The sequence below is a fragment of the Muriicola soli genome (assembly GCF_004139715.1).
Lineage (GTDB): Bacteria > Bacteroidota > Bacteroidia > Flavobacteriales > Flavobacteriaceae > Muriicola > Muriicola soli.
On record NZ_CP035544.1, the window covers coordinates 1,929,971 to 1,956,904 of the forward strand.

Below are 26,934 nucleotides of genomic sequence, written 5' to 3' on the forward strand. Positions count from 1 at the left end.
GATACAACAGTTAACTAAAAGTCAATACCGATGAAATCCTATATTTTCTTTCTTCTCTTGTTTGTTTTGGTCTTATGGGCTTGCTCTCAGCCGTCACCCAGCACGATCTCCACTTCAAAAAAGGGGATGATCAAAATAACCATTATGTATCCCACCGGGGACAGCAGCAGCTTTGACATGGACTACTATTCCCAAAAGCACATGCCTATGGTAGCGCGTTTGCTTGGCGATTCCCTAAAATTTCTCGAGATCGATAAGGGGCTTTCAGGCAGGACTCCTGACGAACCGAGTCCGTATATGGCTATCGGCTATCTCTATTTCGATCAATTGTCTGCCTATCAGAATTCTTTTGGCCCGCATTCGAAAACCATCCTGAACGACATTCCGAACTACACTGATGTTCAGCCGATATTGCAAATTAGTGAAGTGTTGGAATAAAGGAAGGATCAGAAGATAAAACCTTACGACTCTTTAATAAGATTAAGCCAATTTAGAAGTTCTCTTTCTGGTCTTAAAAGACAATTCCTTTTTGATCCTGCTGTTCTTAAAACGGTAAAGACGAGCAACGCTGTTCTCTTTGGCAGTTTCAGTAACGATCTCTTTCGCAGCAGTTTCAACCTTAACCTCAGCAGTGTTTTCCTGAGCCTGGGCAGCGAAGCTGATAAAGAAGATAAAGAAGATGGTTACTAGCGTTTTCATGTCTTGCGTTTTATATATATAAAACGCAAACACAGGGGGTTCACCGGGGTGCCGTTCGCTGAAAAACCCTTATTTTTCGGTATCTGACAAGAACCTGGGTAAAGTGCAAAAAATCATCGGTGAAAGTCGCTAACCCCAAAAACCTCTTACCGAAAAAAGGTGTCGTTAATCGGCAGATAACGCTATTGAAAGAGACCCTAAAAGTCCCCTTTTTGCCTTTTATCTCCCCTCGATCTTTCATATTCTTGCAAAAGTCTGAGAATTCCCTACATTTATTTCCGGGTACTGATCTCATTGAATCAGGACCTTTTTAAAGTCCAAACCATCCCCCGGGGATATAACTTAATTAGACAAGACATATGAAATTCAGACTTCTGGAAGAATTTAAGGAATTTGCGGTTAAAGGAAATATGATCGACATCGCCATTGGTGTGATCATTGGCACAGCCTTTAACAAGGTAGTGGATGTACTGGTTAAGGAGATTTTTCTCCCGCCCCTCTCCTTTTTGACAGACGGTGTTAACTGGGAAAATAAAAAATGGATCATACGTGAGGCCATAGTCACCGATGGTGTGGCCAATCCCGAACAAATCGCCATAGGCTATGGGAAATTGATTGAGGCTACCTTTGATTTCCTGATTATTGGCTTTACCGTCTTCCTGGTGGTGAAGTTTATGAACACCCTGCGGAATCAGGCCCAGGACCCCAAGGATGTAAAAGTCTCCACGCCCAAAGACATCGAATTGCTCAACCGCATCGCCGATCTTATGGAAAAACAGGTGGAACTCACAGAACAAAAGAAATCCTGATCGCCAATCCTAAAATCACTTGAACAAGACATTTTTAATAAATAAGTCGACCTTATACCGCATTTCATGATTAAATTCTTTCGACGAATAAGACAGCGCCTTCTGGCGGAAAACAAATTGTCAAAATACCTGCTCTACGCTATAGGAGAAATCCTTTTAGTGGTGATCGGGATCCTCATTGCCCTGCAAATAAACAATGCCAATGAAACGAGGAAGGAAAGGGCCATCGAAATCAATTATCTCAAAAATTTAAGGGCAGATTTGCTGCTCGAAATAGAGAATAATAAAAGCTTTAGCGAATATCGTTTCGAAAAGGCCAGGAGCAGTACTCAATTGTTGAACACAAGCCTGCCTGAAAGTATAGAGGATGTACAGCGGTATACCGATTTATATGAAAATGTCTTTATCTGGCAAGGGTTCGTCCCCAACAATAATACGTTTAAGGAACTGCTGGGTTCTGGAAATCTCAGCCTGATCAAGAACGACACCATTAAAAACGCCCTTCTGGAACTCGATAATTTCTATGCCGATATCTCCGGGGGCGAATACCATATGCGCAGAGAATATGAGAAATTTCTTTACGATCGCTCTGTAGAAAATACGCGCGCTCTTGCTTTTTTTGATGATAGAAAGCCACAATACGGCTTCCCGGAGCGACTTACCTATGGAGACATACCCAAATCACTGCATCCCCAGCTTATTGAAGATGCCCAATGGTTGTACAGGGACCAGACCTTTAATAACGGGCTGCGTCTGGCGATGATGAACAATGGTTTTCTGGCTAATATCCACCGAAACATGAATGAGCAGATCGAAAAGCTAATAGATCTGGTTGAAGAGGAAATTGCGAAAGGCTGACCGGACAGTATAATTTAGCCCTAAAGCAGGGAAAAAGAGGTAGAATAAGATTTTATTATTCTTAAATTTGGGCATGGGAGAAATTGCGTCATCAGATCGGCAGATCACTTTATTTTACAGTTCCGAATCTTCAAAGGGCAAACAGACCCTGGCCTATGCCAAGGCGGAGGGAATTGCCATCCGGGAAATTGATATTTTAAAAAGCAAGCTAACGGGCACACAGATCTCCGAATTAGCCGCCCGTTTAAAGCTGGAGATCAAAGACCTGGTAAACCAGGACCACCCTTCCTATGCCAAAAAATTTGAGCAGCACGACTTTTCTGATAACGACTGGATAAAAATGATCCGAAATCATCCCGAGATCCTCAGGCAGCCCATCGCCCTTCGTGGGGATAATACGGTAATGGTAGAAACCCCTACGGATATTATCAAAATTTAGTTCAAGCGCTAATAGAAATAAAATCCTCCTAGCCTGTTTTATTTGGTCGGGTAATGGCTATCGACAGTCCCATCCAGTCATGTATTTTTCTTTCAATCTGAAGGATTAATAAGATCGTGAACTTGGAAGCCCAACTTTCTGTATATGGGGATTAATTCGCCAGATCAAAAGTGCCGCTCTCAATATTGTTTCATAGATAAAGTTGAAAGTATTACCAAAGTCAGGGATTTAATCGTCTTTATTTTAAGATTTGATAAAAAGTATCGCCCTATTAAGTATTTGTCTAACTGTGTTTTAAATCGTACATTACTTACAACTGATCTCCCCTCTTCTATTATTGATTACCTATAGTTTAATACAAAACTTTTTCTATAGCTTTTTAGAAATGGTATATCCTATATTAGTCAGGAAACAAAAGACTAAAAGCAAAAAAAATAATTACCAACTAAACCAATTAATTATGAGAAAACGATTCGTAATTCTTACCGTATTAGCGGCAACTTTATTTGCCTGTACCAGTGATGCAGAGTTCAATGACGATCTTGAACTGATTAATCAGGAGGTCAATTTAAAAGCGGCCAAAGAACGTCCTTTTAAAATCAAAAAGGTAGAAGGTACTTATAACTTCTTTCCGGGTGACGGTGCACCGTGTTTGGCATTGTCTCTGAATGCTTCCGGTGAAGGAACTATGACACATCTGGGACGCAGCACAATGTTTGAGGAATGGTGTTCTAACGGTCCGGCTGACCTTGGTACTAGAACAATCATTATTACAGCTGCCAATGGAGACGAATTAAGAGGCTACCATACCACTATTGATTTTATTAATGATTCTCCTACCACTTTTGTAGAAACATTGATCTTTGACGGGGGAACCGGTAGGTTTGAAAACGCCACAGGTGTATTTATTGAAACTGTAGTAGTTACTGAAGCCTCGGAATCCTCTGGCACATTTGTGATGAGCGGAGAGGGAACGATAACGTATTAATAAGCGTACTTAATCTTTTGGTCATTCCAAGTATCAGATGCTTGGAATGATTTTTTTTTTGCTTGAAAAAGCCACCTGGTATTTTCATTCTGGTCCTCAATTACCTCTTTTAAAAAATAATAACGGAAGCGAGTATGGAGAAATATTTCACTAGCAGAATATGATGAAACTACAGAATACAAAGTTGGATAACACCATAAATGATGGATTCATTGCTTTTTTTTAAAGAGTATCTGTAAGCAGTTTCGAAACTCCAATGAGCCTTCCCTTTTTTCTATCCTAGAAGCAAATGGTACTGATATTGCTAAATTCCTTAAACGCTGTTTATATTTTATTCTATTTTTAAAGACTTGAAGCTAAGTAAAAAGCTTCGATATATTCACCTAAAGTTATGAATCGAATACATCTCCTCTGCCAACAGACTTTGATGAAGACACTAAAATTACTCTCTACCTTATTGATACTCTTGTCCTATCCTGGAATCGGCAATGCCCAACCCCCTTCTCAACTCTCCAAAGTCTACACTTCAGAATCCCCGCAAGTATTGGCGCCAGGGTTGATTTCTACCCTGCAGGGAGAATACAGTGCCACCTATGACTCCAGTAGGGATGAACTTTATTTTATGAGAAGGACCCCGGGCGTGTTCGACTATACGATCTACACTTCCAGGCTTACTAAAAAGGGATGGACTACGCCTGCCGTTGTGTCATTTTCAGGAAAGTACAGGGATGCTGCTCCTTATCTGTCACCGGACGGTAACACCCTTTTCTTTGATTCAAAAAGGCCCTCCCCTGAAGTAGCACCCAATTCCATCAACATTTGGTATTCAAAAAGGACTAAGAAGGGCTGGGGGAAACCTGAATTTTTAGTGGCTCCTTCAATAAATTCTGAGGATGAGCCAGTTGTGGGGCAGGACGAATTTGGCCCGGCTGTTGACGCAAAGGGGACACTTTATTTCTATTCCTTCAGGGAGCCCTACCGAGGTGGTGCTCACTATACTTCCACACCACCCAATTACAAAACAATTCGTTTGAATACCGCATTGCCTGATCCTTCGTCCCGGACCTTTGTCTCATACCTCTACATCTCCCCGGATGGGAAACTGGCCTTGCTGGAAGGCAGAGCTACAGACCGCAGAGACACCGATATTTTCTGTTCCTGCAAAACGCAGGACGGCAGTTGGACAACACCTATGGCTCTTCCCATGATCAATACAAGAGCTAACGAAGGCGGCCCGTCATTGACTACGGACGGGAAATATATTCTCTTTACAAGTAACAGGGCCTCCGGGAATAGCTCCGCATTAAATGCAAACCTTTATATTGCAAAAGCTACAAGCTTCATTGCCAATTGCCGAGCGAAGGCTGAAAAGTGAGAAGAAACAAAGACCAACCCTTAAACCATGATTAAATTCTTCAGGAGAATTCGCCAAAGCTTACTTATGGAAAATAAAACCTCCTCATACATCAAATACGCACTTGGTGAAATCATACTCGTCGTTATAGGGATTCTCATCGCCCTTCAGATCAATACCTGGAATACCCAGAGGATAGACCGCGCTAAGGAACAGGAGTATCTGCTCAACCTTGTCGAAGATATTAAAGCACAACAAATCCTCGTGAATGATCAGATCAATCATGAAAAAAAGATGAGGCTACAGGTGGAGAAGGCATTGGTCCATCTCAATTCTGAGTCGATCAACGCAGATACCGTTAATAAATACATCACTAACATAACGCGAAAATCCTTTGTTGTTAACGACCCCACCTTCCAGGATCTTAAAAGTTCAGGTAACATCCTGTTGATAAGGAACAATGCGCTGCGGAAAAAAATCCTGTCGTTTTACCAATACTTGGACTATAGTGCCCTGGTTATACAAACCAGTAATGAAACCGGAATTTCAGAATTCAGGGATTTTCTAATGAAATATCCGGTAGTGAATATCAACTTCAAAGACACTTTTAAAGTGGCAGGCAATATAGACTGGTCGGTGAAAACCGTATCCATTCCCTGGGCGAAAAAGTTGCAGGAGGATAAACTGAATAACAAAGAGTTTCTATTTGTTGTTTTAAACCATGTAGCGCAAAGAGGGAGAAACAGCAGTGTACATATTGATATCATGCAGCGTATGGAAAAGCGGATCATAGCGATGCAAAATGATATTGAACAAAATTTAGATAATGATTAAATTCTTCCGGAAAATTCGCTACAACCTTATGGATCAGAATAAGACTTCCAAATACTTAAAATACGCCATTGGCGAGATCATCCTCGTAGTTTTCGGTATTTTAATAGCACTGCAAATCAATACCTGGAATGAAAACAGAAAGGAAAAGAAGATAGCACAACAGTATTTGATCGGGATGCAAAATGACATCAAAAACGACCTAAAACAAGTTGATGAAATTCTTCAAGAGCAGATCTTGGCTATCAGCCTGATCTCCAGTATTGATGACGTTTTTACGGAAGCGTTCCACGAACCGGAAAAACACGCGAGTTTCTACAATGCGCTTGATACAAATGAGGTCAAAATACTTTTTAGCCGAGGGAAATCGTACCGAACCCGAAGAGGCACCTACAATTCCCTGATTTCAGATGGCAAGTCGGGCTTTATCAAAAATCGGGAAGCCTTTCAACTGATACAGGAGATCTACGACGAAGAAAACCTGAGAGTCGCTAGTTCATACGAAGTCATTAAAGAAATCGAAAGCAAGATCATTTTGACCTATCCTTACGAAAAAATGCACTGGACGTATTCGGATCTAAAAAAATCAAAAGACGACAGAATTTTTTTAGATCTCGCCAACTTCACAGAACAGAAATTCTTTTATGCCGGAAACCTCTTTAGGCTTAAAGAAAAAATGCTGGCAGTTTTACTATTGTTCGAGAAAGAAATTGAAGAGAATTGATATCCGATAAAATAAGCTCTGGTGAAGGTCAACCGAAGAAATAATAATTATGATAAAGTTCTTTAGGCCATAAGACAGCGGTTGTAAATGAAAATGCGCCGGGCGTGGAAGGCGGGATAGGTGCCTCTATTGGGCGCTTTGAGACCTTTGCCCCTGCTACAGACCTGCAGGCCAGTGGTATAATCTACCACATCCCCTTCTCGCTGGGACTGGCCCTGGGACCCGGGAATAATATAGATATCGCCTTTACCTACTATTTTCACCCCACCGTGAGGCAATTTGCCGGGGCCGCAGCCTTTGGTCTGTCTATTCCGCTTCAGTAGCTCTTTAGGGTAAATCCAAAGGACAGAATCCGGTCTTCCTGCTTCTGGTTCTCTATGACCAGACTTTCATAGGTATTGAGGTAGTTGATTTTAAAGTTTAAGAACTTCCAAAGGGGCATTTCAAGACCTATATCGGAACGCCAGCGATAGTTATCACTCTGCTGCAGGGAAGGCTGATAATAGCTTTCGTGGCTTAATACGAGTTTTCCTTTAATCAATTCGTATTTTCCGTAAATCCAGATGGTGCCCCTTAAGGTATTTATCGTTGGATCTCCGTTGTAATTGACTCGATTAAAGTTCGCTTCAGAAAATTGAGTTCGCTCGTATTCACTTGAAAGTGAAAATTTTAACCAATGCTTCTTTTTGTCCAGCACTTTAAAAGTAATACCGGCACCTACCAGATAACGCAGGTCTATTCTTCTTCGAAAATTAGTGCTAAAAAATCCCAGCACAAGGGGATATATTTTACGATCGGGATTGAGGTATAGAAAATTGAGGCTTAGGATGTCTTCATCGGCTTTTTCTTTGCCAAATTCCTGATAAACGTAAGAATTACTGGTTTTAAAAACATAATTCCTGAACGGGATAAAACTAAAATCGGACCTTGCCCTGAAAATAACGGTCTCCACATTTCCGCCCTGCCAAAACCCGGTTAAAGACAGATTGGCTTTTACCTTTAAGGTATCGCTTTCATTGATTTGGGCCGAAAGGCTTGCAGAGAATAAAAAAAGAATGAACAATGCCTTATTCATGCGGTTTCAATAGGGATTGGTTTTATAAAATCGCCTGAAATATAAATATTTATTTATTTATGGTTTTCGGCCTGTTTAACAATTGTACTGTCAGACTTATTATTTTACATTTACATTGGTAAAAATTCAGATGGCAAGTCAGCGATTCCAATCGTAATTTAACCTCAAAAAAGCTTTTGCCCTTAATCAGTAAAAATATCTTTTCATCTTCATCGTTAACTTCATATAAAATCAATCCGTAATAACAATCAATTACCATGAAAAAAAGCTTACTTCTTTTGATCGTTCTTATACAATCTACGCTCGCCTTTGCTCAGCCACCTGCGGAAACTAGTACCGTGTATTTTACCCGTGCCAATGCCCTTGGAGCCCTGATCAACTTCACCTATTTTGACGGGGAGGAGGCCATCGGCAAATTTAATGGCCTCGGCTACTTTGTTTATGAATGTGAACCAGGAAAACACCTTTTCTGGGCTCGTTCTGAAAACAAATCCTTCGTGGAAGCCGATCTTAAGGCAGGGGGTACATATCTTATCGATGTTGTCCCAAAGATGGGCGGACTCAAAGCCAGTGTGCGACTTATACCCGTAAACGTTTCGGATTACAAGATGAAGCGAATTCAGAAATTGGTTACCCGCCAAGAGGCAAAAACCTTTACCGAAGAAGAATTGGAAGAGATCCAAACAGACATGGCCGAGGTAATTGCGCGTGGTATGGAGAATTACGAAAAGATGCAGGAGAAGGGCAAAGACGTAAAACAACTCCATGCTGAAATGACTATTACAGAAGAAGACCTGCTTTTTGAAAAGAAAAGTAAAAAGTAATGTCTCAAAGAGAAAACAGCAAATTAGGATCGGGGCAGTTGTTCTTGTAGAACTGCACTTCTGATTTACGGCACACCCCGAGATAATCCCCTTGCTTACCGTGCAGATTCAAAATAAGCTGAAAATGCAGATGAGGAGCGTAGTTTACGTTTTCCTCAGGCGTACCCAGTGATGCCAGAACTTCACCTTTTTTAAATTGTTTGCCTACATAAAGTCCTGTAAGGGATTCGAGGGACAAATGCCCGTACAAGCTGTAGAATATAAAGCCGTCCTCAGTATGCTTTAGAATAATGGTGGGGCCGTAATCTCCTTTCACAGCATTATTTTTGAAACTATGGATCTCTCCATCCAGCGGCGTCAGCACCTTGGTTCCGGCCTTAGTCCAGTAGTCGACTCCCAGGTGCACATCGCGTCGTTCCTCTCCGGTCTCAAAAGCAGCGTTCCCACTGTAAAGGTTGCGTTGTTCCAGATAGCCGCCATAAGCAATAGTAGCTTTATTCCAATTTAAGACCTTGTCTATATACCCCTGGCAAGCCTTTGGATCTCCCAGCTCAACACCTTGTAATTCAGGATTCTCTTTACTGAGGTTGATTGGCGTATATGCCTCAGGGGGTAAGGTGGGGCCGAACAATGGACCTGCCTTGATTTTTGCTAAGATATCGATAAGATCTGTCAAGTATCCTGGATTTAATGACGGAAGATAGCGCATTATCCCCGGATAATTAACACGGCTTTAACCGCATCTTTTGAAAGGTTTTATACCTTTCCCAAACAAAAAAATAAATATGGCTATGAAATTTCTAAGAACTTCCCTTTTTGCACTTGTTGCCCTGGTCTCTGTAAGTTGCCAGTCCAAAACTAAATCCAATTCTAACGTACAACCCGAGCCTGAGATCGCCGTTGAAGACTACAGCCGGGAAGAGCTGCAGGAATACGAGACTGCGTATTTTGCCAGTGGCTGTTTCTGGTGTGTGGAGGCTATATTTGAAAGCGTAAGAGGCGTTAAAGAAGCCGTGTCGGGTTATGCCGGGGGAACAGAAGAGAACCCCACCTACCAACAGGTAAGCTACGGCCGAACTACTCATGCAGAAGCCGTTGAAGTGTACTATGATCCGGAAAAAGTATCTTTCTTCGAATTGGTACAGGTCTTTTTCGGCTCCCATGATCCCACCACTTTAAACCGTCAGGGTCCGGATCGCGGGCCACAATATCGCTCAATAGCCTTTTACGAGAACGAAGAAGAGAAAAAGATCATCGAAGCGTATAAAAAGGCCCTGGAAGAAAGTGGGGTTTACGGTGCACCCATCGTTACCGAAATCCAGCCATTGACCACCTTTTGGGAGGCGGAGGACTACCACCAGGACTACGAGCGCAAGCACCCCAATGATTCGTATATCACCAACGTTTCTATCCCTCGCTTAAATCGGTTCAAGGCAAACTTTAAAGACTATCTGAAAGAAGATGCCCACTAAGAGGAAAATCCCTTTATTGAGTATTTTTCGATATAGGAAAACACAAATTAAATAGGTGTTTTCTGTCTTTTACAATCGTATATTCTTACGTATATCAACGAGATTTTTCAAAAAATGAGGGTCTAATTCGGATAAATTGTATCTTTAATCTGCTAGATGAACCCCAAATCTATGTCAAATGCCCCATTATCATACGCGCTTTAGTGGAAAGGTAGTGGTGTCTTTTTGCTATAGAGAACTTTAATCCCGATGAAATGAAGTACGCACTCATGCTTTTAGCTCTGGTGAGTTGTATAGGCTGTGGCTCAACCACAAAGAAGGAAGATCACCAGCTCCTGGTGGTCAAGAAAACAACTACCCCCCCTACTCTTGATGGGAAGGCTACCGAGAATTGCTGGAACCTGGCCACCTGGCATCCAATCGATCAGAATTGGCTGGGCGAAGCCTACAGTTTTGAGGATTTTAACGGACGCTATAAACTCAGTTGGGACGAGGACTACCTCTACCTGCTGGTGGAGATCACGGACGATACGCTTTATGACGCCCGCAAGGATCCTCTGAAACTTTGGTGGGACGACGATTGTGTGGAGGTCTTCCTCGATGAGGATAATTCCGGAGGGCTGCACCAGTTCAGCCATAACGCTTTTGCTTACCACATTGCTCTGGACGGGAATGTAGTGGACCTGGCTCCTGACCGTGAGCCCCGATTGTACAATGATCATATTCGTACGGCCCGTGAGACCGAAGGAAACCTCTCTACCTGGGAAATGGCGATCAGGTTATACAAGGATACTTACAAAGATGGAGAGATAAATGTCCATCAGTCCCTCAAAGCAGACAAAAAGGTTGGCTTTGCCCTTGCCTATTGCGATAATGACGGAAGTGCAGAGCGGGAAAACTTTATTGGATCTGTATTTGTTCCGGGAGAGGACAAGAACCAGGGGTGGATCAATGCAGATATTTTTGGCACCCTAGTCCTGGAAGAGTAAGTTTACTGTAATACAACAGAGCTGTAGGCAGATATTAATTTAAAGATTCGGTTAGTTGTTCCCTGGCCCGAATTGCCGGAGTAGACCATTTCAGAGCCATTTTTCACGCCTTTGAGTTTCCATGCGCCCGGGTAATTAAAATCGGAGTACGAATTCTGAACCGAGACGTTAAAAGGAGCTGAAGGAAAACTGCATTCCAGTTCCCCATTTTTCATTTCGATATCGATGGTCTTAAAATTGGGATCCACCGCACTGATATACAGCGTTCCAAGATCGTTTTTCCCAATCAGGTTCTTTATCACCTTATTGATACGCACTTCCGAAGAAGTGGAATTAAGGTTGAGTTCAGTCACCGCATCCAGTTCTACTAAATCGGTATAGCGGGTATTGAGATTTCCGTATTTCCACTGGGCGACTTTAACCGGACTGTATGAAGCGGTAATCTTTGTCTTATCCCCATCAATACTGATAGCATGCAACCTTGCGTAAGACAAGGTTGCATTAATATTTCTGGTATTAGCAGCCAGCTTGACTTCCCCGTGGCGTACATTCATCTTCAGGATGGCAGATTTTGGCATCTTGATCTTGATGGTCTTCTTCACCTTGTACGATTTAGATTCGCCATCTTCAGAGTGGAAAAAAATACTGGGTGCATCTGAGTTTCTCCTCTCAAAGAGCATTTTTTCGCGTACTTCCCGGGCTTGCTTTCTGGCACGTTCCCGGTCTTCCATGGCCTGTTCTCTGGCTTCCTGAGCCTGCTCCCTCATTTCCTCCCGTTGCTCTTCACTTTGAGCTCTTTGCTCCTCCATGGCCTGGCGCCGGTCTTCCATAGCTTCTTTCTGAGCTTCAGCCCTTTCTGCAAATTCCCTACCCCAGGCTTCCATTTTATCCTGGTACTCCTTGTCAAAGCTCTTATTAAATTCCTTTTTCCATTTTTTCATGTATTTCTCCCCATCCTTTTTAAAGGCTTCGTAGTCGAAGTCGAAATCGGGCATAGGCGGCAATGGTGGCATGTCCGGCATTGGTGGCATAGGGGGCATCTCTGGAAATTCAATATTGTGAATGATGGCTTCCACATCAGGGATATGAAGTTGGTGAAATTCCATCTTGTCTACATTAGGCCATAACCCTGCAACATTAGCCCAACCGCTGGTTCCTGAAGTACTTACCTCTATGGTCTTGCTATTTCCAAGAATCTTGATCCCGGCATTATCAAAATAAGCCTTGGCCTCTTCTTCCGAAGCACCTTCGAGCTCAATGGTGCCTTCTACCACCACTTCGTTTTTATCCCAGGTTTCAAATTCAATGTCGGCATAGCTGGTATTGATATCGATCACTGCATCAGCACCCACCTTAAATTCTTCCTTATAGGTTTTGGTCTTCTTTTGGGCATGCCCTGATGTAACGCATAGGACTAGCGCAAGAGTCAGCATTTTAAACGGTGTTATTCGCAACTGTTTCATTGTTTGTTGATTTTAATTGATGTAATTTTTCTTTGAGTTTTAATAAGAGTTGTAAGCGTATTTGTAAATTCTTGATAAGCGCTCCAATGGTTTGTTCATTGGGGCCTATTTCGTTGAGTTCTTTGTTCAGGTTCTGGTATTCGGCGTTAAGTTCTGCCAGCCTGCCCATAAAGTCGTCTACCACGGCCTTATTATCTTCGGAAAGTTCAAGGCGGGAGAGTTCAAGGTTGATGGAGCTTACGTAATAGGTCTCTACTTTTTTCAGATCAGGTGAAAGATCTCCCAGTGAAATAGTATAGGATTCTTCTCCCTGCGCGGGTTTTTCGATCACTGTGGTCTTCATTTGCGCATCGGGCTGTGTTTGCTGCCTGAAAATAAAGGCCAATCCAATCACCACAATTACCGAAGCCGCCATCCCTATGATGTAATAGAATGATTTCTTGGCTTTTGGGAAGGCCTCGTTGAGCCGATCCTCAAAACGAGCTTCGTGCCCGGGCCGCATCCTATGCTTTTTGGCCCTTTCCTTTTCAAATAATGTTCTAAGATCCTGTTTCATGTTTTTTTTCTGTTAATAAGGCTCGTAAGTATCCTTTCCCACGCATCAGACGGGTTCTGCTGGCTGTAGGAGAAAGGTCGAGAATTTCGGCGATCTCCTTGTGATCATATCCCTCCAGCAGGTATAGCTGTACTACGTATTGGTATTTCTCCGGGAGACTTTTCATTGCTTTTTTAACTTCTTCCACGGAAACCGGTTCTTCTACCGTCCATTCGGGTTCTTCTGCGATCTGCAACTCGTGCTCATCTATGGAAATACTCCTTTCTTTTTTCTTTTTCAGATAGTCCAGACATTTGTTGATCACGATTCTTTTCAGCCATGCCCCAAATGTGACGTCCCCTCGGAATTGTTCTATCTTTTTAAAAGCCCTGATAAATGCCTCCTGTACCAGATCCTCGGCCTCATCTTGCCGGTTGACGTACCTTATAGCCACACAAAACATACCTTCGCAATATTGTTTGTACAAGGCCATCTGTGCCTTCCTGTCGTTCGCAATGCAGCGATCGACAAGATCTGAACCTATCATGTGTTTTGTTTCCAACGTTGGCTGAGTTGTTATTTTAAAGACGAGATAAAAAAAGGAGTGTTGCAAAATGTCCTATTTTTAGAAAAATATTTCGTCTTTCCTTGAAACAAGTTACCATTAAAAACGATTTCTTCGAGCTCACCACCCTCGACTACGGCGCTATTGTGCAAAAGTTAATGTTTAGGGATAAGCAAGGTAAGCCCGTGAATTGCGTGGTGGGGTTTGAAGATCCCGAAGAATACCTTGAGGATGTGAGATTTCTAGGGGCATGTATTGGCCGCTTTGCCGGGCGCATCTCCGGAAATCACCTTCGCCTGGGCGATAAAACCTACCCAATTAATTCCGAAAAAGGCGTCCACCTCCACGGTGGAAAAAAGGGCCTGGGCCGGCGGACTTTTAACCTCAGTGAAGTGGGGAAAGGCAAGGAGCCTTTTGTAACCTACGAGTATCTGAGTCCGCACCTCGAAGAAGGATACCCCGGTAACCTCAAGGTTAAAGTCACCTATCAGCTCATAGGGAATGGCCTGAAGATTACACATAAGGCAACCACAGACCAACTCACCATTGTAAACCTGACCAATCATTCCTATTTCCGCCTGGATCAGGAATCCTGCCCGGATCACCTATGGCTACAACTCTGTTGTAAAAAACGCCTGAAAACCGGCAGTGGTCTGCTACCTACCGGAGAATTAGTCTCGGTTACTGATACAGAATACGATTTCCAAAAGGCCAGGCCATTGGGCAAGACGCGCCTCGATACACCCTACGTGGTAGATCAGGAAAGCAAGCCCCAGGTCATCGCCTGGTCTCCAGTATCGGGCATCCGAATGCAGGTAGAAACTAATCAGCCTGCGATAGTTGTCTTCACGCCTAAGGACCTGCCTTCAATCTGTTTTGAAACACAAAACTTCCCAGATGCCCCCAACCATACAAAGTTTCCCTCCTGTCTTTTGCAACCGGGAGAAACCTATAAGAATGAATCTGTTTTTAGCTTCGATTTAGTACCTTAGACCACATATAAACCTAACTGAATTGTCATGAAAATTTTAAAATGGATTATCGGAATTTTAGTGGTGTTGGCCTTGCTATTCTACTTTGTGGCCATGCCCTTTCTAAGGACACAAACCAAAAAGAACAGTCCCGAAACTACGGCAGTCTATCAGGAAGATGGATATGATATTCTGGTCAATTACAGTAGTCCGTTTAAAAAAGGACGTGTCATTTTCGGGGAACTGGTGCCTTATGACAAAGTATGGAGAACAGGAGCCAACGAACCCACCCGATTTGAAACAAAAACCGATCTTATGATCAAGGGTAAACCCCTGCCGGCCGGATCCTATTCCCTCTGGACTATCCCCGGGGAGAGCAAATGGCAGATCATTTTTAACAGTGAGATCCCGGACTGGGGGGCAACGTTGAGCAGTATGGGACAGGATGCTACCCGGAATCCTGAAACCGATGTGTTGCAGGTTGATGCTAACGTCATCGATATGTCTGCCATTCAGGAGAGCTTTACCATCACTTTTGAGTCGGATTATGGACTATTCCTCACTCTTGTCTGGGACAAGACAAAAGTACAAGTGCCCATTTTCAGAAAGACTTGAGCAAAAACAGAAACATAGGAAAAAAGAGTGCTTCTAAATTAAAGTCGAGGAGAAAAAACATTCCTTCGACAGAGCAATTAATGGAGGGAATTCTAAAGGGAGATCAGTCCATGCTGGCCAGGGCCATCACATTGGTAGAAAGCACAAATCCTGAGCATCAGGAAAAGGCATATGACATTATTGAACAATGCCTTTCGCATAAAAATGATACGCTTAGAATTGGAATTACGGGGGTTCCCGGAGTAGGTAAGAGTACCTTCATTGAGAGTTTTGGCAGCATGCTCACTGATATGGGTAAAAAAGTGGCTGTTCTGGCCGTTGATCCCACAAGCACCCTAAGTAAAGGAAGTATCCTGGGCGACAAGACCCGAATGCCTCATCTGGTGAATGATCCACAAGCCTTTATTCGTCCTTCCCCTTCAGGGGAGTCACTGGGAGGGGTAGCCCGAAAAACGAGGGAGAGTATTATCCTTTGTGAAGCTGCAGGCTACGATGTGATCCTGGTGGAAACAGTGGGCGTAGGACAGAGTGAAACCGCAGTTCACAGCATGGTCGATTTTTTTCTATTGCTGAAACTCAGCGGAGCCGGGGATGAACTACAAGGCATAAAAAGGGGCATCATGGAAATGGCCGATGCCATTGTCATCAATAAAGCAGAAGGAAAGAATATTAAACAGGCTGAACGCGCCAGAAGTGAATTTGAGCGGGCCTTGCATTTATATCCTCCCAAGGAGAGTAAATGGAGCCCGAAAGTAGTGTGTTGCTCCTCCCTGAATGGCAGCGGTATCCCTGAGATATGGAAGATGGTCAACGCCTATGCCATACAGAGTAAAGCCTCAGGTTTTTTCAAAAACAACCGCCAAAATCAAAATACATATTGGTTTTATCAAACCGTGGAATCTCTGCTGCAACGACAGTTTTACAATGAGCCGTCTGTGAAAAAGGCGATGCTGCCTCTGCAGAAAGACGTGGAGGAACTCCGCATTTCCCCCTTCCGCGCGGCCGAGCAATTGCTCGCAGCCTATTCAAAAGGTCTTAAATAAAAAGCCTAAATTTGCCTCCAACAAACCAGCTGCATGACGCCTAGCACCAACGCCCTTCTTTCTATTGTGGTCCCTTTGTACAACGAAGAGGAAAACGTGGAGTTGCTCACTGCCAGAATCCACGAAAGTCTGGAAGGATACCAGTATCAGATTATTTACGTCGACGATTTTTCAAAAGACAATACCCGCAAGGTGGTCAAGGACATGCAGGATCAGAAGGTACACCTGGTTGCCCTGAAAAAAAACTACGGTCAGAGTCTTGCTCTGGCGGCCGGACTAGATTACGCCGAAGGGGAGTATATCATCACCATGGACGGGGACTTGCAGAACGACCCCTCTGATATCCCACAAATGCTGGAATTCGCCCTTAGTGGGGAATTCGATGTGGTTACCGGAATCCGTCAGAAGAGAAAGGATTCCCTGGTCAAAAAGATTCCCTCTAAGATCGCCAATTTTCTGGTCCGCAGGGTGACCAAGCTCGATATCAAAGACAATGGCTGTGCCCTGAAAGTATTTACCCGGGACATCGCCAAGGATCTCAATCTCTACGGGGAGATGCACCGCTTTATTACCCTACTGGCATTTCTGGAGGGAGCGCAGATCAAACAAGTACCGGTAAAACACCATGCACGCCATGCCGGGGTTTCCAAATACGGCCTGGAACGGGTATTTAAAGTGGTCGCAGATATGATGCTCTTGCTTTTTATCAGAAAGTATTTCCAGCGCCCCATCCATTTGTTTGGGATTCTGGGGGTATTACTTATCTTATTGGGGATAATGATCAATTTTTACCTGCTTATTGTAAAACTGGGACTGGGGGAAGATATCGGGAACAGGCCCTTGCTAATTTTCGGGATGATGTTTATCCTCGGAGGCATTCAACTTTTCACCATCGGTATCGTTATGGAACTGCTTATTCGCACCTATTACGAATCTCAGAGTAAACGACCCTATCGCATTAAAAACATTACTATAGGTGGCAAAGCTGCGTAAAAAAGGTATAACCCTTTTAAAAATTGTAGTTAGTGCTGCCCTGCTCTATTTTATATTTACCAAAATCCCGTTCAAGGAGGTCTGGACTGAGCTGCAAACGGTTAGACCACTATACCTCATCGGGGCCCTGGTACTCTTTGTAATCTCCAAGGTAGTGGCAGCTTTCCGACTCAACCTCTACTTTCATAAGATCAATATCCCTTTAAGCACAAAGACCAATTTCAGGCTTTATCTGCTGGGGATGTTTTACAATTTATTCTTGCCCGGGGGTATAGGTGGGGATGCCTATAAGGGGTACTATTTAAAACAGCATTTTGAGGTAAAGACCAAGAGGGTGGTTGCCGTACTTTTACTCGATCGCCTCAGCGGACTCTTATTGCTTTTTGTCTTAGCCTGTGCCCTGGGGATGACCCTTGACGCTGAAGAAATATCGAGTTTCCAGTGGTTGTTTGCGCTTTGCATCCCCCTGAGTATTTTGGTTTTTAGGGTCCTTTACGCCAGGTTTTTCGCTTATGTTTTGGGGATTTTCTGGAAGACAAATCTGTTATCAGCTCTGGTGCAACTTGCGCAACTGGGAACGGTCCTTTTTATACTTGGAGCCCTTGATATTAATGTAGCTACCTCCGAATACCTTTTTATCTTCCTGATCTCCTCAATAGTTTCGGTGATTCCCCTCACCGTCGGAGGCATAGGGAGCCGGGAATTGGTGTTTCTCTACGGCGCATTATGGTTGGGGCTTGAAGAAGATCGTTCTATTGGTATCAGCATGATTTTTTTCATGATCACAGCATTGGTATCCCTTGCCGGATTCTGGTATCACTTTAAAAAACCTGTTCCGGAAACCCGATAGAATCATGGTTTATGCAGCAGGTACATTTTGTTGAGGATGTTGGAACGTGTATCGGGATTAAGGAATTTTCCCTGTAGCCGCGTAATCCTGAATTGGTCCACTTCGTATTCCGTATCCCATGTTATTCCCTGCCTCGCCAATTGGGCGGCCTCCTCTTCGGTGGCATAGATCCAGATATCCTCCAGGTTGTTGATCTCCTCAATAGTTGAAATAGTAAGCGGGTATTGGTTGTAAAAATCGAGGGCCCAACTGTGCTTTTCGGAAATTTTGTGAATTTGGTGAACAGGGATGCCTTGCTGCTCTACGATCTCAGCCATGGCCGATCCGCCCTGATACTCCAATAACTGAGGGTAAAAATGAAGGTTTAACACCCCGTTGAGCAGGACAGAGGCAAGTATGGAAATGGTGATGATCCTGAGATATGGCGCTTCTTTCTTCACAATAAAGTAAGCGACAACCGCGTAAGCGGTAAACAAAGGAATATATGATAGCCAGCTCTCCCATTCGAATACATAGAAACAGATAAGAGCGGTAGCTATAAAAACCAGGCTCAAAACAAAATACTGCAGGCCCAGTACAATGTTTAAGACGCGTGTATTTTGCTTCCTCTTCAGAGCAAACAAATACGCGGCTGACAGGACAGAGAACAATGGAATCAGAATATTTAGATAATGAGGAAGTTTAAACTGTGCAAAACTGATGATGATAAATGTAAGGCCAATCCCTCCTACGGTCAATAGTTCAAATTTCGGATTTCGCCTGAAATGTGTTTTGATCAATTTCTTAAGTTGATCATAATAGGCAATAATTCCAATTAACGTCCACGGCAAAAAGACCCAGAGAAAGGTGTGGAAAAAGAAAAAATAGTCACTGCTGTTTTTGCCTACTCCTTCCCCGCTCAGGCGTTCAAAGCTCTGTTCCCAGAAGATAAATAGAATTCCACTGCGGTTGGCCTTCCCTCGGATCACTTTCTCCGGGTGCAGATCAAATTGATGATAGTAGGCATAAAGCATCGGACTAATGGTAAGGGTAAAAACTACCAGGGCGAGAAGAACCTTCCAATGGAAAAGTAATTTCCATTTGCCCGTATATGCCAAATGAAACAAGACAGGTATTCCAATAACAAGCAGGGCGATCTGGCCCTTGGTGGAAAATGCTATTCCTGCACCAAAGGCACCCAGAAGAAGGGAGGGTAAACCTGCATTTTCGATATACCTTGCCAATTGCCAGATAGCAAAAATGGTAAAGCCCGTGAGAACGGCATCAGTACGTACATCGATATTAGACAACACAATGGTCTGAGCAGTAAGAAAGATGAGGCCGGCTACTTTTCCAACCTGCTTATTGTACAAAAGTGTCCCTAAACCACGGGTACTGTACGCGCCCAGCAAGGTGGCCAGTAAAGCTGGAATTCGGTAGGCCCAGTCGTGGATCCCGAAAATTTTATAGGCAAAGGCAGCCAGCCAATAATGCATATGGGGTTTATCAAGATATTCCTCCGGGCCCTTTAACAGGCTTAGGAAATCATTTTCCTGCACCATACGCATAGCCATGACTGCAAATTGTGCAGAATCGTTCTCAAAAAGCGTAACAAATAGTCCTGCCACGTAGACCAGTAGGATCAGGATCAATAAACTCCAGTATCGGGCAGTTGAAATCATAATCGTGTCCTGTCTAAAGCAAAGATATACAAGCGGAAGAAAAGCCATCCCATCAGCAGGCCTACAAATGCTCCGCTAAGGACGTCGAGCGGGAAGTGAACACCGATATAAATACGGCTGTATGAAACCACTACGGCCCATAGAATCAGTACCCGGCTAAGCAAAGGATAAGTGGATCTGAAAAAGTGGGTAAAGAAAACAGCCAGGGCAAAGGAATTTGCGGCATGGGCCGAAAAATAGCCGTATTTGCCTCCACAGGACGATTTAACGAGGCGAAACAAGCTGTCCAGTTCAGGATCGTGACAAGGTCTTAGTCGACCCACCCCTAATTTAAAAAAATTCGCCAATTGATCACAAACGGTGATCAAAAGGGCTATGGACACTAAAAGAAGAAGGGTCTTTTTCCAACCTAAGGTGCGTGCAGAGAAAAAAAGAAGGAGTAAATAAAGCGGAATGGAGCTCCATTTATTGGTCATGATCATCCAGAAATCGTCCCAGGCAGGCGATCCCAGATTGTTGAGAAAAATAAAGACTTCCTTATCAATATGCAGCAGCTCTTCCCACATATCAGGAATCGTATCTGGCTATTTCCCTGTCGTAAAATTCATTTGCGGCCTCGAAGAGATCTCTGGCTTCAGCCGCCAGTTCTTTTTCATCTTCTCTTGTAAATTCTTCCAGCCACGCCACCTCATCGTTTTCCAGATTGATCACAAAACGAGGGTATTCGGTATGAATAATAAAGATGGCTGAGGGATGATCCGTATTATCTCCAAACAAAAATTTGGGTAAGTCCATATATAAATAGTTAACTTTTCTCAGTTGCTGCCTGGCGCAACATCCAGAGCTAATTTTCGGGTTAAATAATTGAATCGAAGATACAACATAATCGCCGAAGCCGTTAAGCCGGCTAAGAGTCCAATCCAAATTCCCGTGCTGCCAAGTTCAGTGTGCAAGCCGAGATAATAACTTATGGGAAAGGCGATAAGCCAATAGGCAATAAAAGTGATTCCCGTTGGGATCTTAACGTCCTGTAGACCCCGTAATGCCCCTAGTATCACTACTTGCAAACCGTCTGAGATCTGAAAGAAAGCAGCAACGAGCAGCAGTTGGGCGGCCAGGGCAATTACTTCCATATTGTCTGCCTGGTTGCTGATGTCATCCACGTCAAGATAGATGGTCGGGAACCAGAATCTGCAGAGCAAAAAGAGAATGGCAAAGCCTATCTCAAGCAGAAGGGTGAGAAAAAAGATCGATTGGGCGATGCGCCTGAGTTCTGCCCAGTCCTTTAGCCCTTTTTGATTTCCCACTCTGATCATAGCTGCTACTCCCAATCCCATCCCAAACATAAAGGTCATACTGCTGAGATTTAAGGCAATCTGGTTGGCAGCCTGAGGATTCTTTCCCAGCACCCCGCTGAGCCAGATGGCTGCTGTAAAGATGCCTACTTCAAAGAACATTTGAAGGGCAGAAGGAAAACCTAGATTGATGATCTTGCGCATCACTTTTTTTTCCAGAGCTCGAAAATTAAAACCGGTGACATAAAACTGGAATTTTTTCTTTTTGTTCAGCAGGATCCAGAGGAATGCCAGCATTACAAAACGTGAAATCAGAGTGCCTACAGCTGCCCCCACTATACCCATTTTTGGAAAGCCAAAAGAACCAAAAATCAGTAGATAGTTCAGGACGATGTTGATCACGTTGGCCAGGATGGTAGCATACATGGGATATTTTGTCTGTGAAAGTCCTTCCGAAAACTGCTTAAACGCCTGGAACATGATCAGGGGCACCAGGGAAAAAGCCACCAGGTCGAGATAAGGAATAGCCAGGATTACAACCTCTGCAGGCTGATCCATCAGGTACATCAGCGGTTTCATCAGGAGGATAAGCCCAAATAGAGATATTCCGAGAAAGGTACACAGCACCAAGCCGTGCTTTAGAGCGCGTTTTCCGTCGTCTTTTAAACCGGCTCCATCGGCTTCAGCCACGAGAGGAGTTATGGCCGTAGAGAAACCAATTCCGAGAGACATGGCGATAAAAACAAAACTGTTCCCAAGAGAAACCGCGGCTAATTCGGCCGTCCCCAACTGGCCCACCATGATGTTGTCTGCAAAGGCCACAAAGGTGTGCCCCAGCATCCCCAGGATAACCGGGACGGAAAGGGTAATATTGTATCTGAATTCCCTGGTGTATCTTTTGAACAAAAGAGTGAATTTAAAATTATAGGCCTTTTGCGTTGTTCCAATGAACATCCATTTCGGCGAGGGTCATTTCTTTAAGCGATTTCCCCGCTTCTTTAGCTTTGGCTTCCAAATATGAAAATCGTTTGATAAACTTTTTGTTCGTCCGCTCCAGCGCATTCTCAGGGTTCACATTTAGGAAGCGTGCGTAATTGACCATGGAAAAAAGGACATCCCCGAACTCTGCTTCAATGCGTTCTTCTTCACCTTTTTCTATTTCCTCCTGCAATTCGCCCAGTTCTTCCTGGAGTTTTTCAAAGACCTGTCTGGGTTCTTCCCAATCGAAACCTACCCCTGCTACCTTATCCTGTATCCTATTAGCCTTCACCAAAGCTGGCAAGCTCGCGGGAACCCCTTCCAGGACACTTTTTTTGCCTTCTGAAAGCTTTATGTTTTCCCAATTCTTTTTCACTTCCTCTTCGTCGGTAACTTCAATATCTCCGTAGATATGGGGATGGCGGTGAATGAGTTTCTCACTGATGGAATGGCAGACATCGGCTATATCAAAATCCCCGGTTTCTGAGCCGATCTTTGCATAAAAGACAATATGGAGTAGCAGATCTCCCAACTCCTTTTTGACCTCTTCTGCATCCCCGTCAAGAATGGCGTCACCCAACTCATAAGTTTCTTCAATTGTGAGGTGCCGGAGGCTTTGCATGGTTTGCTTTTTGTCCCAGGGACATTTTGCCCGTAATTCATCCATTATGGTAAGTAAACGGTCCAGGGCTTGCAACTGGTCTTTACGCGAATTCATCAGAAGTATTTTGCGCAAAAGTACAAAGATGAAAGTTTTGGGGGTGCCCTAATTTTAGAGTATTTTTAAAGTGTACCCCCGATGAATGACGGGGTAGTGAATAACAGGAAATAAAAGCACATATGAAGACCTATTACAGATTAATCGCATTCTCCCTGCTCGCCGTCATATTTGGCTGTAAAGAGCCTCAATCTTTTGATATCCTGATAAAAAATGGATACGTTCTCGACGGGTCAGGTGAAAAAGGCTTTACGGGGGATGTGGGGATCAATGCCGATACCATCGCTGCCATGGGAAAGCTCGATAATGCTATTGGAACCACAGAAATAGATGCAAGCGGTCTTACCGTCGCACCCGGATTTATTAATATGCTAAGTTGGGCCAACGTATCCCTGATCGAGGATGGACGGTCTCAGAGCGATATCCGGCAGGGAGTAACACTGGAAGTCCTGGGAGAAGGTCGTTCCATGGGCCCATTAAACGAAAAAATGGCGGCCAATATGGCCGAGGGACAGCAAAGTATTACCTACGATGTGAGTTGGCGAACTTTGGGGGAATACATGAATTTTATGGAAAATAAAGGGGTCTCCACCAACATCGCCTCTTTTGTTGGTAACGGCACAGTGAGGGAATATGTCATGGACTACGAGAACAGGATTCCAACCGAGGAAGAACTTGCCGTGATGGAGGGGCTTGTACAACAGGCTATGGAAGAAGGAGCAGTTGGACTGTCCACCTCTTTGATCTACGTTCCCAGTGGTCATGCCCAAACCGCAGAAATTACTGCCCTGGCTAAGGTGGCATCCAAATATAATGGAATGTATATCTCACATATTCGGGATGAGGAAAGCAACTTACTCCAGGCGGTTGGGGAATTGATCACTATTGCCGAAGAAGCGCAACTCCCGGCCGAGATCTACCACTTTAAGGCATCTGGGACAGCTAACTGGCATCTGCTCGATAGTGCTATCCAGATGGTGGATAAGGCAAGGGCAAAAGGCTTGCAGGTCACAACAGACATGTATATGTACAATGCCAGTTCAACCGGACTTAATGTTTTGCTCCCGGGATGGGCCAAAGAGGGCGGTCACAACAGCACTATTGCCTTAATGAAACAAGCCCCAATGAGAAAAAAAATGATCGAGGAGATCGATTTTCACGTGCCCCCTGAAAATATCCTTCTCGTTGGTTTCAGAAATCCTGAAATGAGGAATCTTATCGGTAAAACCCTGGCCGAAGTAGCCAAGGAAAGAGACAAGCCGGCGGCGGAGACTGTGGTGGATCTGATCTTTGAAGACGACAGCAGGATCCAGGTGGTCTACTTTTCCATGTCTGAAGAAAACATAAAGAAAAAGCTGGCACTACCCTATATGGCTATCTGTTCCGATGCGGGCTCCTATACCAATGAAGGAGTCTTTCTGGAACAAAGTACACACCCCAGGGCCTATGGTTCGTTCGCCCGATTACTAGGCCATTTTGTAAGGGAGGAAAAGATCATTACCCTGGAAGAGGCCATACGCAGGCTTACGCTACTGCCTGCCACTAATTTAAAACTCCAAAATCGGGGGGCTTTAAAAGAAGGATATTATGCAGACGTGGTCCTTTTTGATGCAAATACCATTACCGATAATGCGACCTTTAAAGAACCACATCAGTACGCTACAGGGATGGTACATGTATTGGTGAACGGTGTTCCCGTGCTAAAAGATGGAGAACATACTGGGGCATTTCCGGGCAGGTTTGTCAAAGGACCCGGATTTGTGAAGCCAACTGAAACCCAATAAGACTTAAATATGTGCTACGATATTAAAGCAAGTCTGGAGGCCCAGCTAAAACGTGCCCGGCAGTACGGGGATGAAATCGCGATCAGGGAGATCGAAGAAAAGCTGGCGCCACTCACCGACCTACCGATTCACCACGCTTCCGGATTTCAGCATCCCAAACTGCTGATCTATACCGAGGATGATCCGGTTTATCCCAAGATTGCTACCTGGGGCCTGGTACCCCATTGGGTTAAGGACAAGGCACAACAGAAAAAACTTTGGAACAACACGCTCAATGCCAGGGGAGAAACGATTTTCGAAAAACCATCATTCAGAACGGCAGCTAAATATCATCGCTGTCTCATCTTTGTCGATGGCTTTTACGAACACCACCATTTCCAGGGAAAAACATACCCCTATTTTATCGAACGAAAAGACAACGAACCTCTCATTTTTGCAGGCCTTTGGAACCCCTGGCTCGATCCGGAGTCGGGGAATATGTAAATACCTTTACCATCGTCACAACGGAAGGAAATCCCTTGATGGCCCGGATACACAACAATCCTAAATTAGCAGGGCCGCGGATGCCCCTGGTTCTCGATGAGGAAATTGCGGACAAGTGGTTAGTGGAAGTGGAAGATGAGCCGGATGTAAAAGCAGTACAGGAACTGATTCATTCATATCCAGAAGAAGAACTACAGGCTCATACCGTTCACAAATTAAGGGGTAAGCAATATCCAGGAAATGTCCCTGAAATAAATGAGGAGGTCATTTATCCCGAACTGCAGGAATAAACCATTGCGAGGTAAAAGCACAATATTATTTCATATTTTAGTCTCTTCTGATAAAACAATCACATTCCATGAAACTAAATAGTATTTTATTACTTTTTCTTCTGCTTGTCAGCGGAATACGAGCTCAGGAGATCGTAGAATTACAACATCAAAAACCAGTAGATCTCAACTGGGAAGGCAATGAAAAGGCCTATTATTCAAATATCTGGAACAACGAAGTAGTGACCAATGTTTCCACTCCAACTATGGAAGTATTCAGGCCCGATCCTTCAATTGCCAATGGCACTTCTGTGGTAGTCGCCCCCGGTGGGGGACTATACGCCCTCAGTATTGAAAGTGAAGGGAATATGGTAGCCAGGTGGCTGAATGAAAAAGGGATCACGGCCTTTATCCTCAAATACAGGCTGGTACCCACGGGAGAAGATGGCGTTAAAGACCTCAATGAAACCAGCAGCAATAATCTGGAAGAATTTAAAAGACTCATCGGAGCTGTGATGCCACTTTCTGTGGCGGATGGACTTACCGCGGTAAAATATGTACGTGATCATGCTGAGGAGCTGGGAGTAAGGAATGACCGCATCGGGTTTATGGGATTTTCTGCCGGCGGTGCCGTGACAATGGGAGTTGCTTATAATGCAACTGACCAAACCCGGCCCGACTTTCTGGTACCTGTATACGCCTGGACAGACGCCATGCCTGTACAAGAAGTAGCGGAGGGTGTCCCGCCAATGCTGGTCATCTGTGCCTCAGACGATCCTCTTGGTCTGGCAACTGGGAGCGTTGCCCTCTACGAATCCTGGTACAAGTCGGGCAACAAGGTAGCGCTGCATATGTATTCTAAGGGCGGACACGGCTTTGGAATGAAAAAGCAAGGCTTGCCTTCGGATAGCTGGATAGAACGATTTTACGACTGGGCTATGGCCGAAGAGCTCGTATCCAATTCCAACTAACCCATTAATAACTTTAATTGATGCGTTTAGACTTAACGTACTTCATCTTCTTTCTTTGGGTAGGATGTCTTTCCCTGTCTGCGCAAAAAAACGTCGATTTTAAAGAGGAAGTAGAAGCAATCACTGAAAAATATAAACATCTAAGAAACAAGAAACAGCAAACTGTTGTTTTTACAGGAAGTTCGAGTATCCGACTCTGGGATGGCCTGGAGCAGTATTTCCCGGAATACCGGATTATAAACACCGGTTTTGGCGGTTCTGAAGCCGAAGACCTGTTAGAATATATCAACCCTTTGATCCTTGACTACCAACCTGTTAAGGTGTTTATCTATGAAGGGGACAATGACATCATTTTTAGAAGAAGTCCGGTCAGAATACTGAAAACGACCAAAAAAATTCTGGCACATATTCGGACAAATCTCCCTCACACAGAAGTAGTGCTTATTGCCGTAAAGCCCAGTCCTGATCGATGGCATTTGAGAAGGCGCTATCAACGATTAAATCAAAAATTTGAAAAGTACGCAAGTGAAACTCAAGGAGTAGCTTTTGCCAATGTATGGGATGTGATGATCAAGGGAGAAGAACTAAATGAAAGTCTGTTTATAGAAGACGGCCTTCATATGAACGAAAAGGGATATTCCCTGTGGTATGAAGTGCTTAAACCGTATTTAAATTGAT

General features: G+C 44.0%; 33 protein-coding genes. 22 read left to right on the forward strand and 11 right to left on the reverse strand.

Annotation, left to right across the window (positions count from 1 at the left end; all coding sequences use genetic code 11):
• Nucleotides 1-30 precede the first annotated feature (30 nt).
• Nucleotides 31-438, forward strand: a complete 408-nt coding sequence (locus EQY75_RS08755; protein ID WP_246019844.1) for an EthD family reductase — start codon at nt 31-33, stop codon at nt 436-438.
• Nucleotides 439-480: 42 nt separating this feature from the next.
• On the opposite strand, the gene EQY75_RS08760 is transcribed toward EQY75_RS08755, so the two are convergent.
• On the reverse strand, nt 481-699 hold the full coding sequence (locus tag EQY75_RS08760; RefSeq protein ID WP_129605035.1) for a hypothetical protein: 219 nt from the start codon (nt 697-699) through the stop codon (nt 481-483).
• Nucleotides 700-1,058: 359 nt separating this feature from the next.
• On the opposite strand from EQY75_RS08760, the gene mscL reads away from it, so the two are divergent.
• The 8 genes from mscL (at nt 1,059) to EQY75_RS08800 (ending at nt 7,025) form a co-directional block, all read left to right on the forward strand.
• Nucleotides 1,059-1,508, forward strand: coding sequence for a large conductance mechanosensitive channel protein MscL (gene mscL, locus EQY75_RS08765; protein WP_129605037.1), 450 nt, complete (start codon nt 1,059-1,061; stop codon nt 1,506-1,508).
• Between the two features lie 66 nt (nt 1,509-1,574).
• On the forward strand, nt 1,575-2,366 hold the full coding sequence (locus EQY75_RS08770; RefSeq protein ID WP_129605040.1) for a DUF6090 family protein: 792 nt from the start codon (nt 1,575-1,577) through the stop codon (nt 2,364-2,366).
• A 73-nt stretch (nt 2,367-2,439) separates the two neighbouring features.
• Nucleotides 2,440-2,805: an arsenate reductase family protein gene (locus EQY75_RS08775; protein WP_129605043.1), complete on the forward strand. Its 366-nt coding sequence runs from the start codon at nt 2,440-2,442 to the stop codon at nt 2,803-2,805.
• A gap of 460 nt (nt 2,806-3,265) precedes the next feature.
• Nucleotides 3,266-3,793 (forward strand): hypothetical protein, encoded by a 528-nt coding sequence (locus EQY75_RS08780; RefSeq protein ID WP_129605046.1) that lies wholly within the window; start codon nt 3,266-3,268, stop codon nt 3,791-3,793.
• A gap of 427 nt (nt 3,794-4,220) precedes the next feature.
• Nucleotides 4,221-5,168: a PD40 domain-containing protein gene (locus EQY75_RS08785; protein ID WP_165200599.1), complete on the forward strand. Its 948-nt coding sequence runs from the start codon at nt 4,221-4,223 to the stop codon at nt 5,166-5,168.
• A 66-nt stretch (nt 5,169-5,234) separates the two neighbouring features.
• On the forward strand, nt 5,235-5,981 hold the full coding sequence (locus EQY75_RS08790) for a DUF6090 family protein (protein WP_129605052.1): 747 nt from the start codon (nt 5,235-5,237) through the stop codon (nt 5,979-5,981).
• A complete protein-coding gene (locus tag EQY75_RS08795; RefSeq protein WP_129605055.1) occupies nt 5,974-6,702 on the forward strand; it encodes a DUF6090 family protein in 729 nt (242 codons plus the stop codon). The genes EQY75_RS08790 and EQY75_RS08795 overlap by 8 nt, the downstream gene beginning before the upstream one ends.
• A 104-nt stretch (nt 6,703-6,806) precedes the next feature.
• The gene (locus tag EQY75_RS08800; RefSeq protein WP_129605058.1) at nt 6,807-7,025 is read left to right on the forward strand and encodes a hypothetical protein; all 219 of its coding nucleotides are present in this window, start codon (nt 6,807-6,809) and stop codon (nt 7,023-7,025) included.
• Here EQY75_RS08800 and EQY75_RS08805 read toward each other — a convergent pair.
• Nucleotides 7,019-7,777, reverse strand: coding sequence for a DUF481 domain-containing protein (locus EQY75_RS08805; protein ID WP_129605061.1), 759 nt, complete (start codon nt 7,775-7,777; stop codon nt 7,019-7,021). The two genes, EQY75_RS08800 and EQY75_RS08805, sit on opposite strands and share 7 nt — an antisense overlap.
• A gap of 257 nt (nt 7,778-8,034) precedes the next feature.
• Between EQY75_RS08805 and EQY75_RS08810 the strand changes: the two genes are divergently transcribed.
• On the forward strand, nt 8,035-8,601 hold the full coding sequence (locus tag EQY75_RS08810; RefSeq protein ID WP_129605064.1) for a hypothetical protein: 567 nt from the start codon (nt 8,035-8,037) through the stop codon (nt 8,599-8,601).
• Between the two features lie 4 nt (nt 8,602-8,605).
• Here the strand turns inward: EQY75_RS08810 and EQY75_RS08815 are convergent, their stop codons facing one another.
• Nucleotides 8,606-9,277 carry a peptidoglycan DD-metalloendopeptidase family protein gene (locus tag EQY75_RS08815; RefSeq protein WP_165200602.1) on the reverse strand — a complete coding sequence of 224 codons (672 nt, stop codon included), beginning with the start codon at nt 9,275-9,277 and terminating at the stop codon, nt 8,606-8,608.
• A 115-nt stretch (nt 9,278-9,392) separates the two neighbouring features.
• Here EQY75_RS08815 and msrA point away from each other — a divergent pair, with 115 nt between their 5' ends.
• Together msrA and EQY75_RS08825 are read left to right on the forward strand one after the other, a co-directional pair.
• On the forward strand, nt 9,393-10,073 hold the full coding sequence (gene msrA / locus EQY75_RS08820) for a peptide-methionine (S)-S-oxide reductase MsrA (RefSeq protein ID WP_129605069.1): 681 nt from the start codon (nt 9,393-9,395) through the stop codon (nt 10,071-10,073).
• A 254-nt stretch (nt 10,074-10,327) separates the two neighbouring features.
• A complete protein-coding gene (locus EQY75_RS08825; protein WP_129605072.1) occupies nt 10,328-11,062 on the forward strand; it encodes a sugar-binding protein in 735 nt (244 codons plus the stop codon).
• A gap of 2 nt (nt 11,063-11,064) precedes the next feature.
• Here the strand turns inward: EQY75_RS08825 and EQY75_RS08830 are convergent, their stop codons facing one another.
• The 3 genes from EQY75_RS08830 to EQY75_RS08840 are packed head-to-tail and all read right to left on the reverse strand — an operon-like array spanning nt 11,065 to nt 13,607.
• Complete coding sequence (locus EQY75_RS08830; protein WP_129605074.1) at nt 11,065-12,525, reverse strand: DUF4097 family beta strand repeat-containing protein; 1,461 nt, start codon at nt 12,523-12,525, stop codon at nt 11,065-11,067.
• On the reverse strand, nt 12,497-13,081 hold the full coding sequence (locus EQY75_RS08835) for a hypothetical protein (RefSeq protein ID WP_129605077.1): 585 nt from the start codon (nt 13,079-13,081) through the stop codon (nt 12,497-12,499). Before EQY75_RS08835 ends, EQY75_RS08830 begins: the two co-directional genes overlap by 29 nt.
• On the reverse strand, nt 13,065-13,607 hold the full coding sequence (locus EQY75_RS08840; protein WP_129605079.1) for an RNA polymerase sigma factor: 543 nt from the start codon (nt 13,605-13,607) through the stop codon (nt 13,065-13,067). The genes EQY75_RS08835 and EQY75_RS08840 overlap by 17 nt, the downstream gene beginning before the upstream one ends.
• Before the next feature lie 101 nt (nt 13,608-13,708).
• Here EQY75_RS08840 and EQY75_RS08845 point away from each other — a divergent pair, with 101 nt between their 5' ends.
• Genes EQY75_RS08845 through EQY75_RS08865 form a run of 5 tightly spaced genes read left to right on the forward strand, consistent with a single transcriptional unit; the run spans nt 13,709 to nt 18,097 of the window.
• On the forward strand, nt 13,709-14,617 hold the full coding sequence (locus tag EQY75_RS08845) for an aldose epimerase family protein (protein WP_129605082.1): 909 nt from the start codon (nt 13,709-13,711) through the stop codon (nt 14,615-14,617).
• A gap of 27 nt (nt 14,618-14,644) precedes the next feature.
• Nucleotides 14,645-15,211, forward strand: coding sequence for a DUF2911 domain-containing protein (locus EQY75_RS08850; protein WP_129605084.1), 567 nt, complete (start codon nt 14,645-14,647; stop codon nt 15,209-15,211).
• Complete coding sequence (gene meaB / locus EQY75_RS08855; RefSeq protein WP_129605086.1) at nt 15,208-16,254, forward strand: methylmalonyl Co-A mutase-associated GTPase MeaB; 1,047 nt, start codon at nt 15,208-15,210, stop codon at nt 16,252-16,254. The genes EQY75_RS08850 and meaB overlap by 4 nt, the downstream gene beginning before the upstream one ends.
• A 33-nt stretch (nt 16,255-16,287) precedes the next feature.
• A complete protein-coding gene (locus EQY75_RS08860; RefSeq protein WP_129605089.1) occupies nt 16,288-17,247 on the forward strand; it encodes a glycosyltransferase family 2 protein in 960 nt (319 codons plus the stop codon).
• Entirely contained in the window at nt 17,231-18,097 is an 867-nt protein-coding gene (locus tag EQY75_RS08865) for a lysylphosphatidylglycerol synthase transmembrane domain-containing protein (protein ID WP_129605091.1), read from the forward strand. The genes EQY75_RS08860 and EQY75_RS08865 overlap by 17 nt, the downstream gene beginning before the upstream one ends.
• A gap of 2 nt (nt 18,098-18,099) precedes the next feature.
• On the opposite strand, the gene EQY75_RS08870 is transcribed toward EQY75_RS08865, so the two are convergent.
• Genes EQY75_RS08870 through mazG form a run of 5 tightly spaced genes read right to left on the reverse strand, consistent with a single transcriptional unit; the run spans nt 18,100 to nt 22,749 of the window.
• Nucleotides 18,100-19,758, reverse strand: coding sequence for an ArnT family glycosyltransferase (locus tag EQY75_RS08870; protein ID WP_129605093.1), 1,659 nt, complete (start codon nt 19,756-19,758; stop codon nt 18,100-18,102).
• Nucleotides 19,755-20,324, reverse strand: a complete 570-nt coding sequence (locus tag EQY75_RS08875; RefSeq protein WP_129605096.1) for a phosphatase PAP2 family protein — start codon at nt 20,322-20,324, stop codon at nt 19,755-19,757. Before EQY75_RS08875 ends, EQY75_RS08870 begins: the two co-directional genes overlap by 4 nt.
• 1 nt (nt 20,325) lies before the next feature.
• Entirely contained in the window at nt 20,326-20,553 is a 228-nt protein-coding gene (locus EQY75_RS08880) for a hypothetical protein (protein ID WP_129605098.1), read from the reverse strand.
• Between the two features lie 20 nt (nt 20,554-20,573).
• Nucleotides 20,574-21,959, reverse strand: a complete 1,386-nt coding sequence (locus EQY75_RS08885) for an MATE family efflux transporter (protein ID WP_246019846.1) — start codon at nt 21,957-21,959, stop codon at nt 20,574-20,576.
• Between the two features lie 16 nt (nt 21,960-21,975).
• The gene (gene mazG / locus EQY75_RS08890) at nt 21,976-22,749 is read right to left on the reverse strand and encodes a nucleoside triphosphate pyrophosphohydrolase (protein WP_129605103.1); all 774 of its coding nucleotides are present in this window, start codon (nt 22,747-22,749) and stop codon (nt 21,976-21,978) included.
• A 122-nt stretch (nt 22,750-22,871) separates the two neighbouring features.
• On the opposite strand from mazG, the gene EQY75_RS08895 reads away from it, so the two are divergent.
• The 5 genes from EQY75_RS08895 to EQY75_RS08910 all read left to right on the forward strand — a co-directional run bounded on the left by EQY75_RS08895 (nt 22,872) and on the right by EQY75_RS08910 (nt 26,933).
• Nucleotides 22,872-24,533 (forward strand): N-acyl-D-amino-acid deacylase family protein, encoded by a 1,662-nt coding sequence (locus EQY75_RS08895; RefSeq protein ID WP_129605105.1) that lies wholly within the window; start codon nt 22,872-22,874, stop codon nt 24,531-24,533.
• Nucleotides 24,534-24,542: 9 nt separating this feature from the next.
• Nucleotides 24,543-25,016: an SOS response-associated peptidase gene (locus EQY75_RS14595; protein WP_484203136.1), complete on the forward strand. Its 474-nt coding sequence runs from the start codon at nt 24,543-24,545 to the stop codon at nt 25,014-25,016.
• 35 nt (nt 25,017-25,051) lie between these two features.
• On the forward strand, nt 25,052-25,306 hold the full coding sequence (locus EQY75_RS14600; protein WP_484203319.1) for an SOS response-associated peptidase family protein: 255 nt from the start codon (nt 25,052-25,054) through the stop codon (nt 25,304-25,306).
• 68 nt (nt 25,307-25,374) lie between these two features.
• Complete coding sequence (locus EQY75_RS08905) at nt 25,375-26,256, forward strand: alpha/beta hydrolase (RefSeq protein ID WP_129605108.1); 882 nt, start codon at nt 25,375-25,377, stop codon at nt 26,254-26,256.
• A gap of 20 nt (nt 26,257-26,276) precedes the next feature.
• On the forward strand, nt 26,277-26,933 hold the full coding sequence (locus EQY75_RS08910) for a GDSL-type esterase/lipase family protein (RefSeq protein ID WP_129605109.1): 657 nt from the start codon (nt 26,277-26,279) through the stop codon (nt 26,931-26,933).
• Nucleotide 26,934 lies beyond the last annotated feature (1 nt).

What these genes read in the sequence shown, in the direction of transcription:
- EQY75_RS08755 (WP_246019844.1), top strand. Translation starts at nt 31, where the DNA reads ATGAAATCCTATATTTTCTTTCTTCTCTTGTTTGTTTTGGTCTTATGG.
- EQY75_RS08760 (WP_129605035.1), bottom strand. Translation starts at nt 699, where the DNA reads ATGAAAACGCTAGTAACCATCTTCTTTATCTTCTTTATCAGCTTCGCT.
- mscL (WP_129605037.1), top strand. Translation starts at nt 1,059, where the DNA reads ATGAAATTCAGACTTCTGGAAGAATTTAAGGAATTTGCGGTTAAAGGA.
- EQY75_RS08770 (WP_129605040.1), top strand. Translation starts at nt 1,575, where the DNA reads ATGATTAAATTCTTTCGACGAATAAGACAGCGCCTTCTGGCGGAAAAC.
- EQY75_RS08775 (WP_129605043.1), top strand. Translation starts at nt 2,440, where the DNA reads ATGGGAGAAATTGCGTCATCAGATCGGCAGATCACTTTATTTTACAGT.
- EQY75_RS08780 (WP_129605046.1), top strand. Translation starts at nt 3,266, where the DNA reads ATGAGAAAACGATTCGTAATTCTTACCGTATTAGCGGCAACTTTATTT.
- EQY75_RS08785 (WP_165200599.1), top strand. Translation starts at nt 4,221, where the DNA reads ATGAAGACACTAAAATTACTCTCTACCTTATTGATACTCTTGTCCTAT.
- EQY75_RS08790 (WP_129605052.1), top strand. Translation starts at nt 5,235, where the DNA reads ATGGAAAATAAAACCTCCTCATACATCAAATACGCACTTGGTGAAATC.
- EQY75_RS08795 (WP_129605055.1), top strand. Translation starts at nt 5,974, where the DNA reads ATGATTAAATTCTTCCGGAAAATTCGCTACAACCTTATGGATCAGAAT.
- EQY75_RS08805 (WP_129605061.1), bottom strand. Translation starts at nt 7,777, where the DNA reads ATGAATAAGGCATTGTTCATTCTTTTTTTATTCTCTGCAAGCCTTTCG.
- EQY75_RS08810 (WP_129605064.1), top strand. Translation starts at nt 8,035, where the DNA reads ATGAAAAAAAGCTTACTTCTTTTGATCGTTCTTATACAATCTACGCTC.
- msrA (WP_129605069.1), top strand. Translation starts at nt 9,393, where the DNA reads ATGAAATTTCTAAGAACTTCCCTTTTTGCACTTGTTGCCCTGGTCTCT.
- EQY75_RS08825 (WP_129605072.1), top strand. Translation starts at nt 10,328, where the DNA reads ATGAAGTACGCACTCATGCTTTTAGCTCTGGTGAGTTGTATAGGCTGT.
- EQY75_RS08830 (WP_129605074.1), bottom strand. Translation starts at nt 12,525, where the DNA reads ATGAAACAGTTGCGAATAACACCGTTTAAAATGCTGACTCTTGCGCTA.
- EQY75_RS08835 (WP_129605077.1), bottom strand. Translation starts at nt 13,081, where the DNA reads ATGAAACAGGATCTTAGAACATTATTTGAAAAGGAAAGGGCCAAAAAG.
- EQY75_RS08840 (WP_129605079.1), bottom strand. Translation starts at nt 13,607, where the DNA reads ATGATAGGTTCAGATCTTGTCGATCGCTGCATTGCGAACGACAGGAAG.
- EQY75_RS08850 (WP_129605084.1), top strand. Translation starts at nt 14,645, where the DNA reads ATGAAAATTTTAAAATGGATTATCGGAATTTTAGTGGTGTTGGCCTTG.
- EQY75_RS08860 (WP_129605089.1), top strand. Translation starts at nt 16,288, where the DNA reads ATGACGCCTAGCACCAACGCCCTTCTTTCTATTGTGGTCCCTTTGTAC.
- EQY75_RS08870 (WP_129605093.1), bottom strand. Translation starts at nt 19,758, where the DNA reads ATGATTTCAACTGCCCGATACTGGAGTTTATTGATCCTGATCCTACTG.
- EQY75_RS08875 (WP_129605096.1), bottom strand. Translation starts at nt 20,324, where the DNA reads ATGTGGGAAGAGCTGCTGCATATTGATAAGGAAGTCTTTATTTTTCTC.
- EQY75_RS08880 (WP_129605098.1), bottom strand. Translation starts at nt 20,553, where the DNA reads ATGGACTTACCCAAATTTTTGTTTGGAGATAATACGGATCATCCCTCA.
- mazG (WP_129605103.1), bottom strand. Translation starts at nt 22,749, where the DNA reads ATGAATTCGCGTAAAGACCAGTTGCAAGCCCTGGACCGTTTACTTACC.
- EQY75_RS08895 (WP_129605105.1), top strand. Translation starts at nt 22,872, where the DNA reads ATGAAGACCTATTACAGATTAATCGCATTCTCCCTGCTCGCCGTCATA.
- EQY75_RS14595 (WP_484203136.1), top strand. Translation starts at nt 24,543, where the DNA reads ATGTGCTACGATATTAAAGCAAGTCTGGAGGCCCAGCTAAAACGTGCC.
- EQY75_RS08905 (WP_129605108.1), top strand. Translation starts at nt 25,375, where the DNA reads ATGAAACTAAATAGTATTTTATTACTTTTTCTTCTGCTTGTCAGCGGA.
- EQY75_RS08910 (WP_129605109.1), top strand. Translation starts at nt 26,277, where the DNA reads ATGCGTTTAGACTTAACGTACTTCATCTTCTTTCTTTGGGTAGGATGT.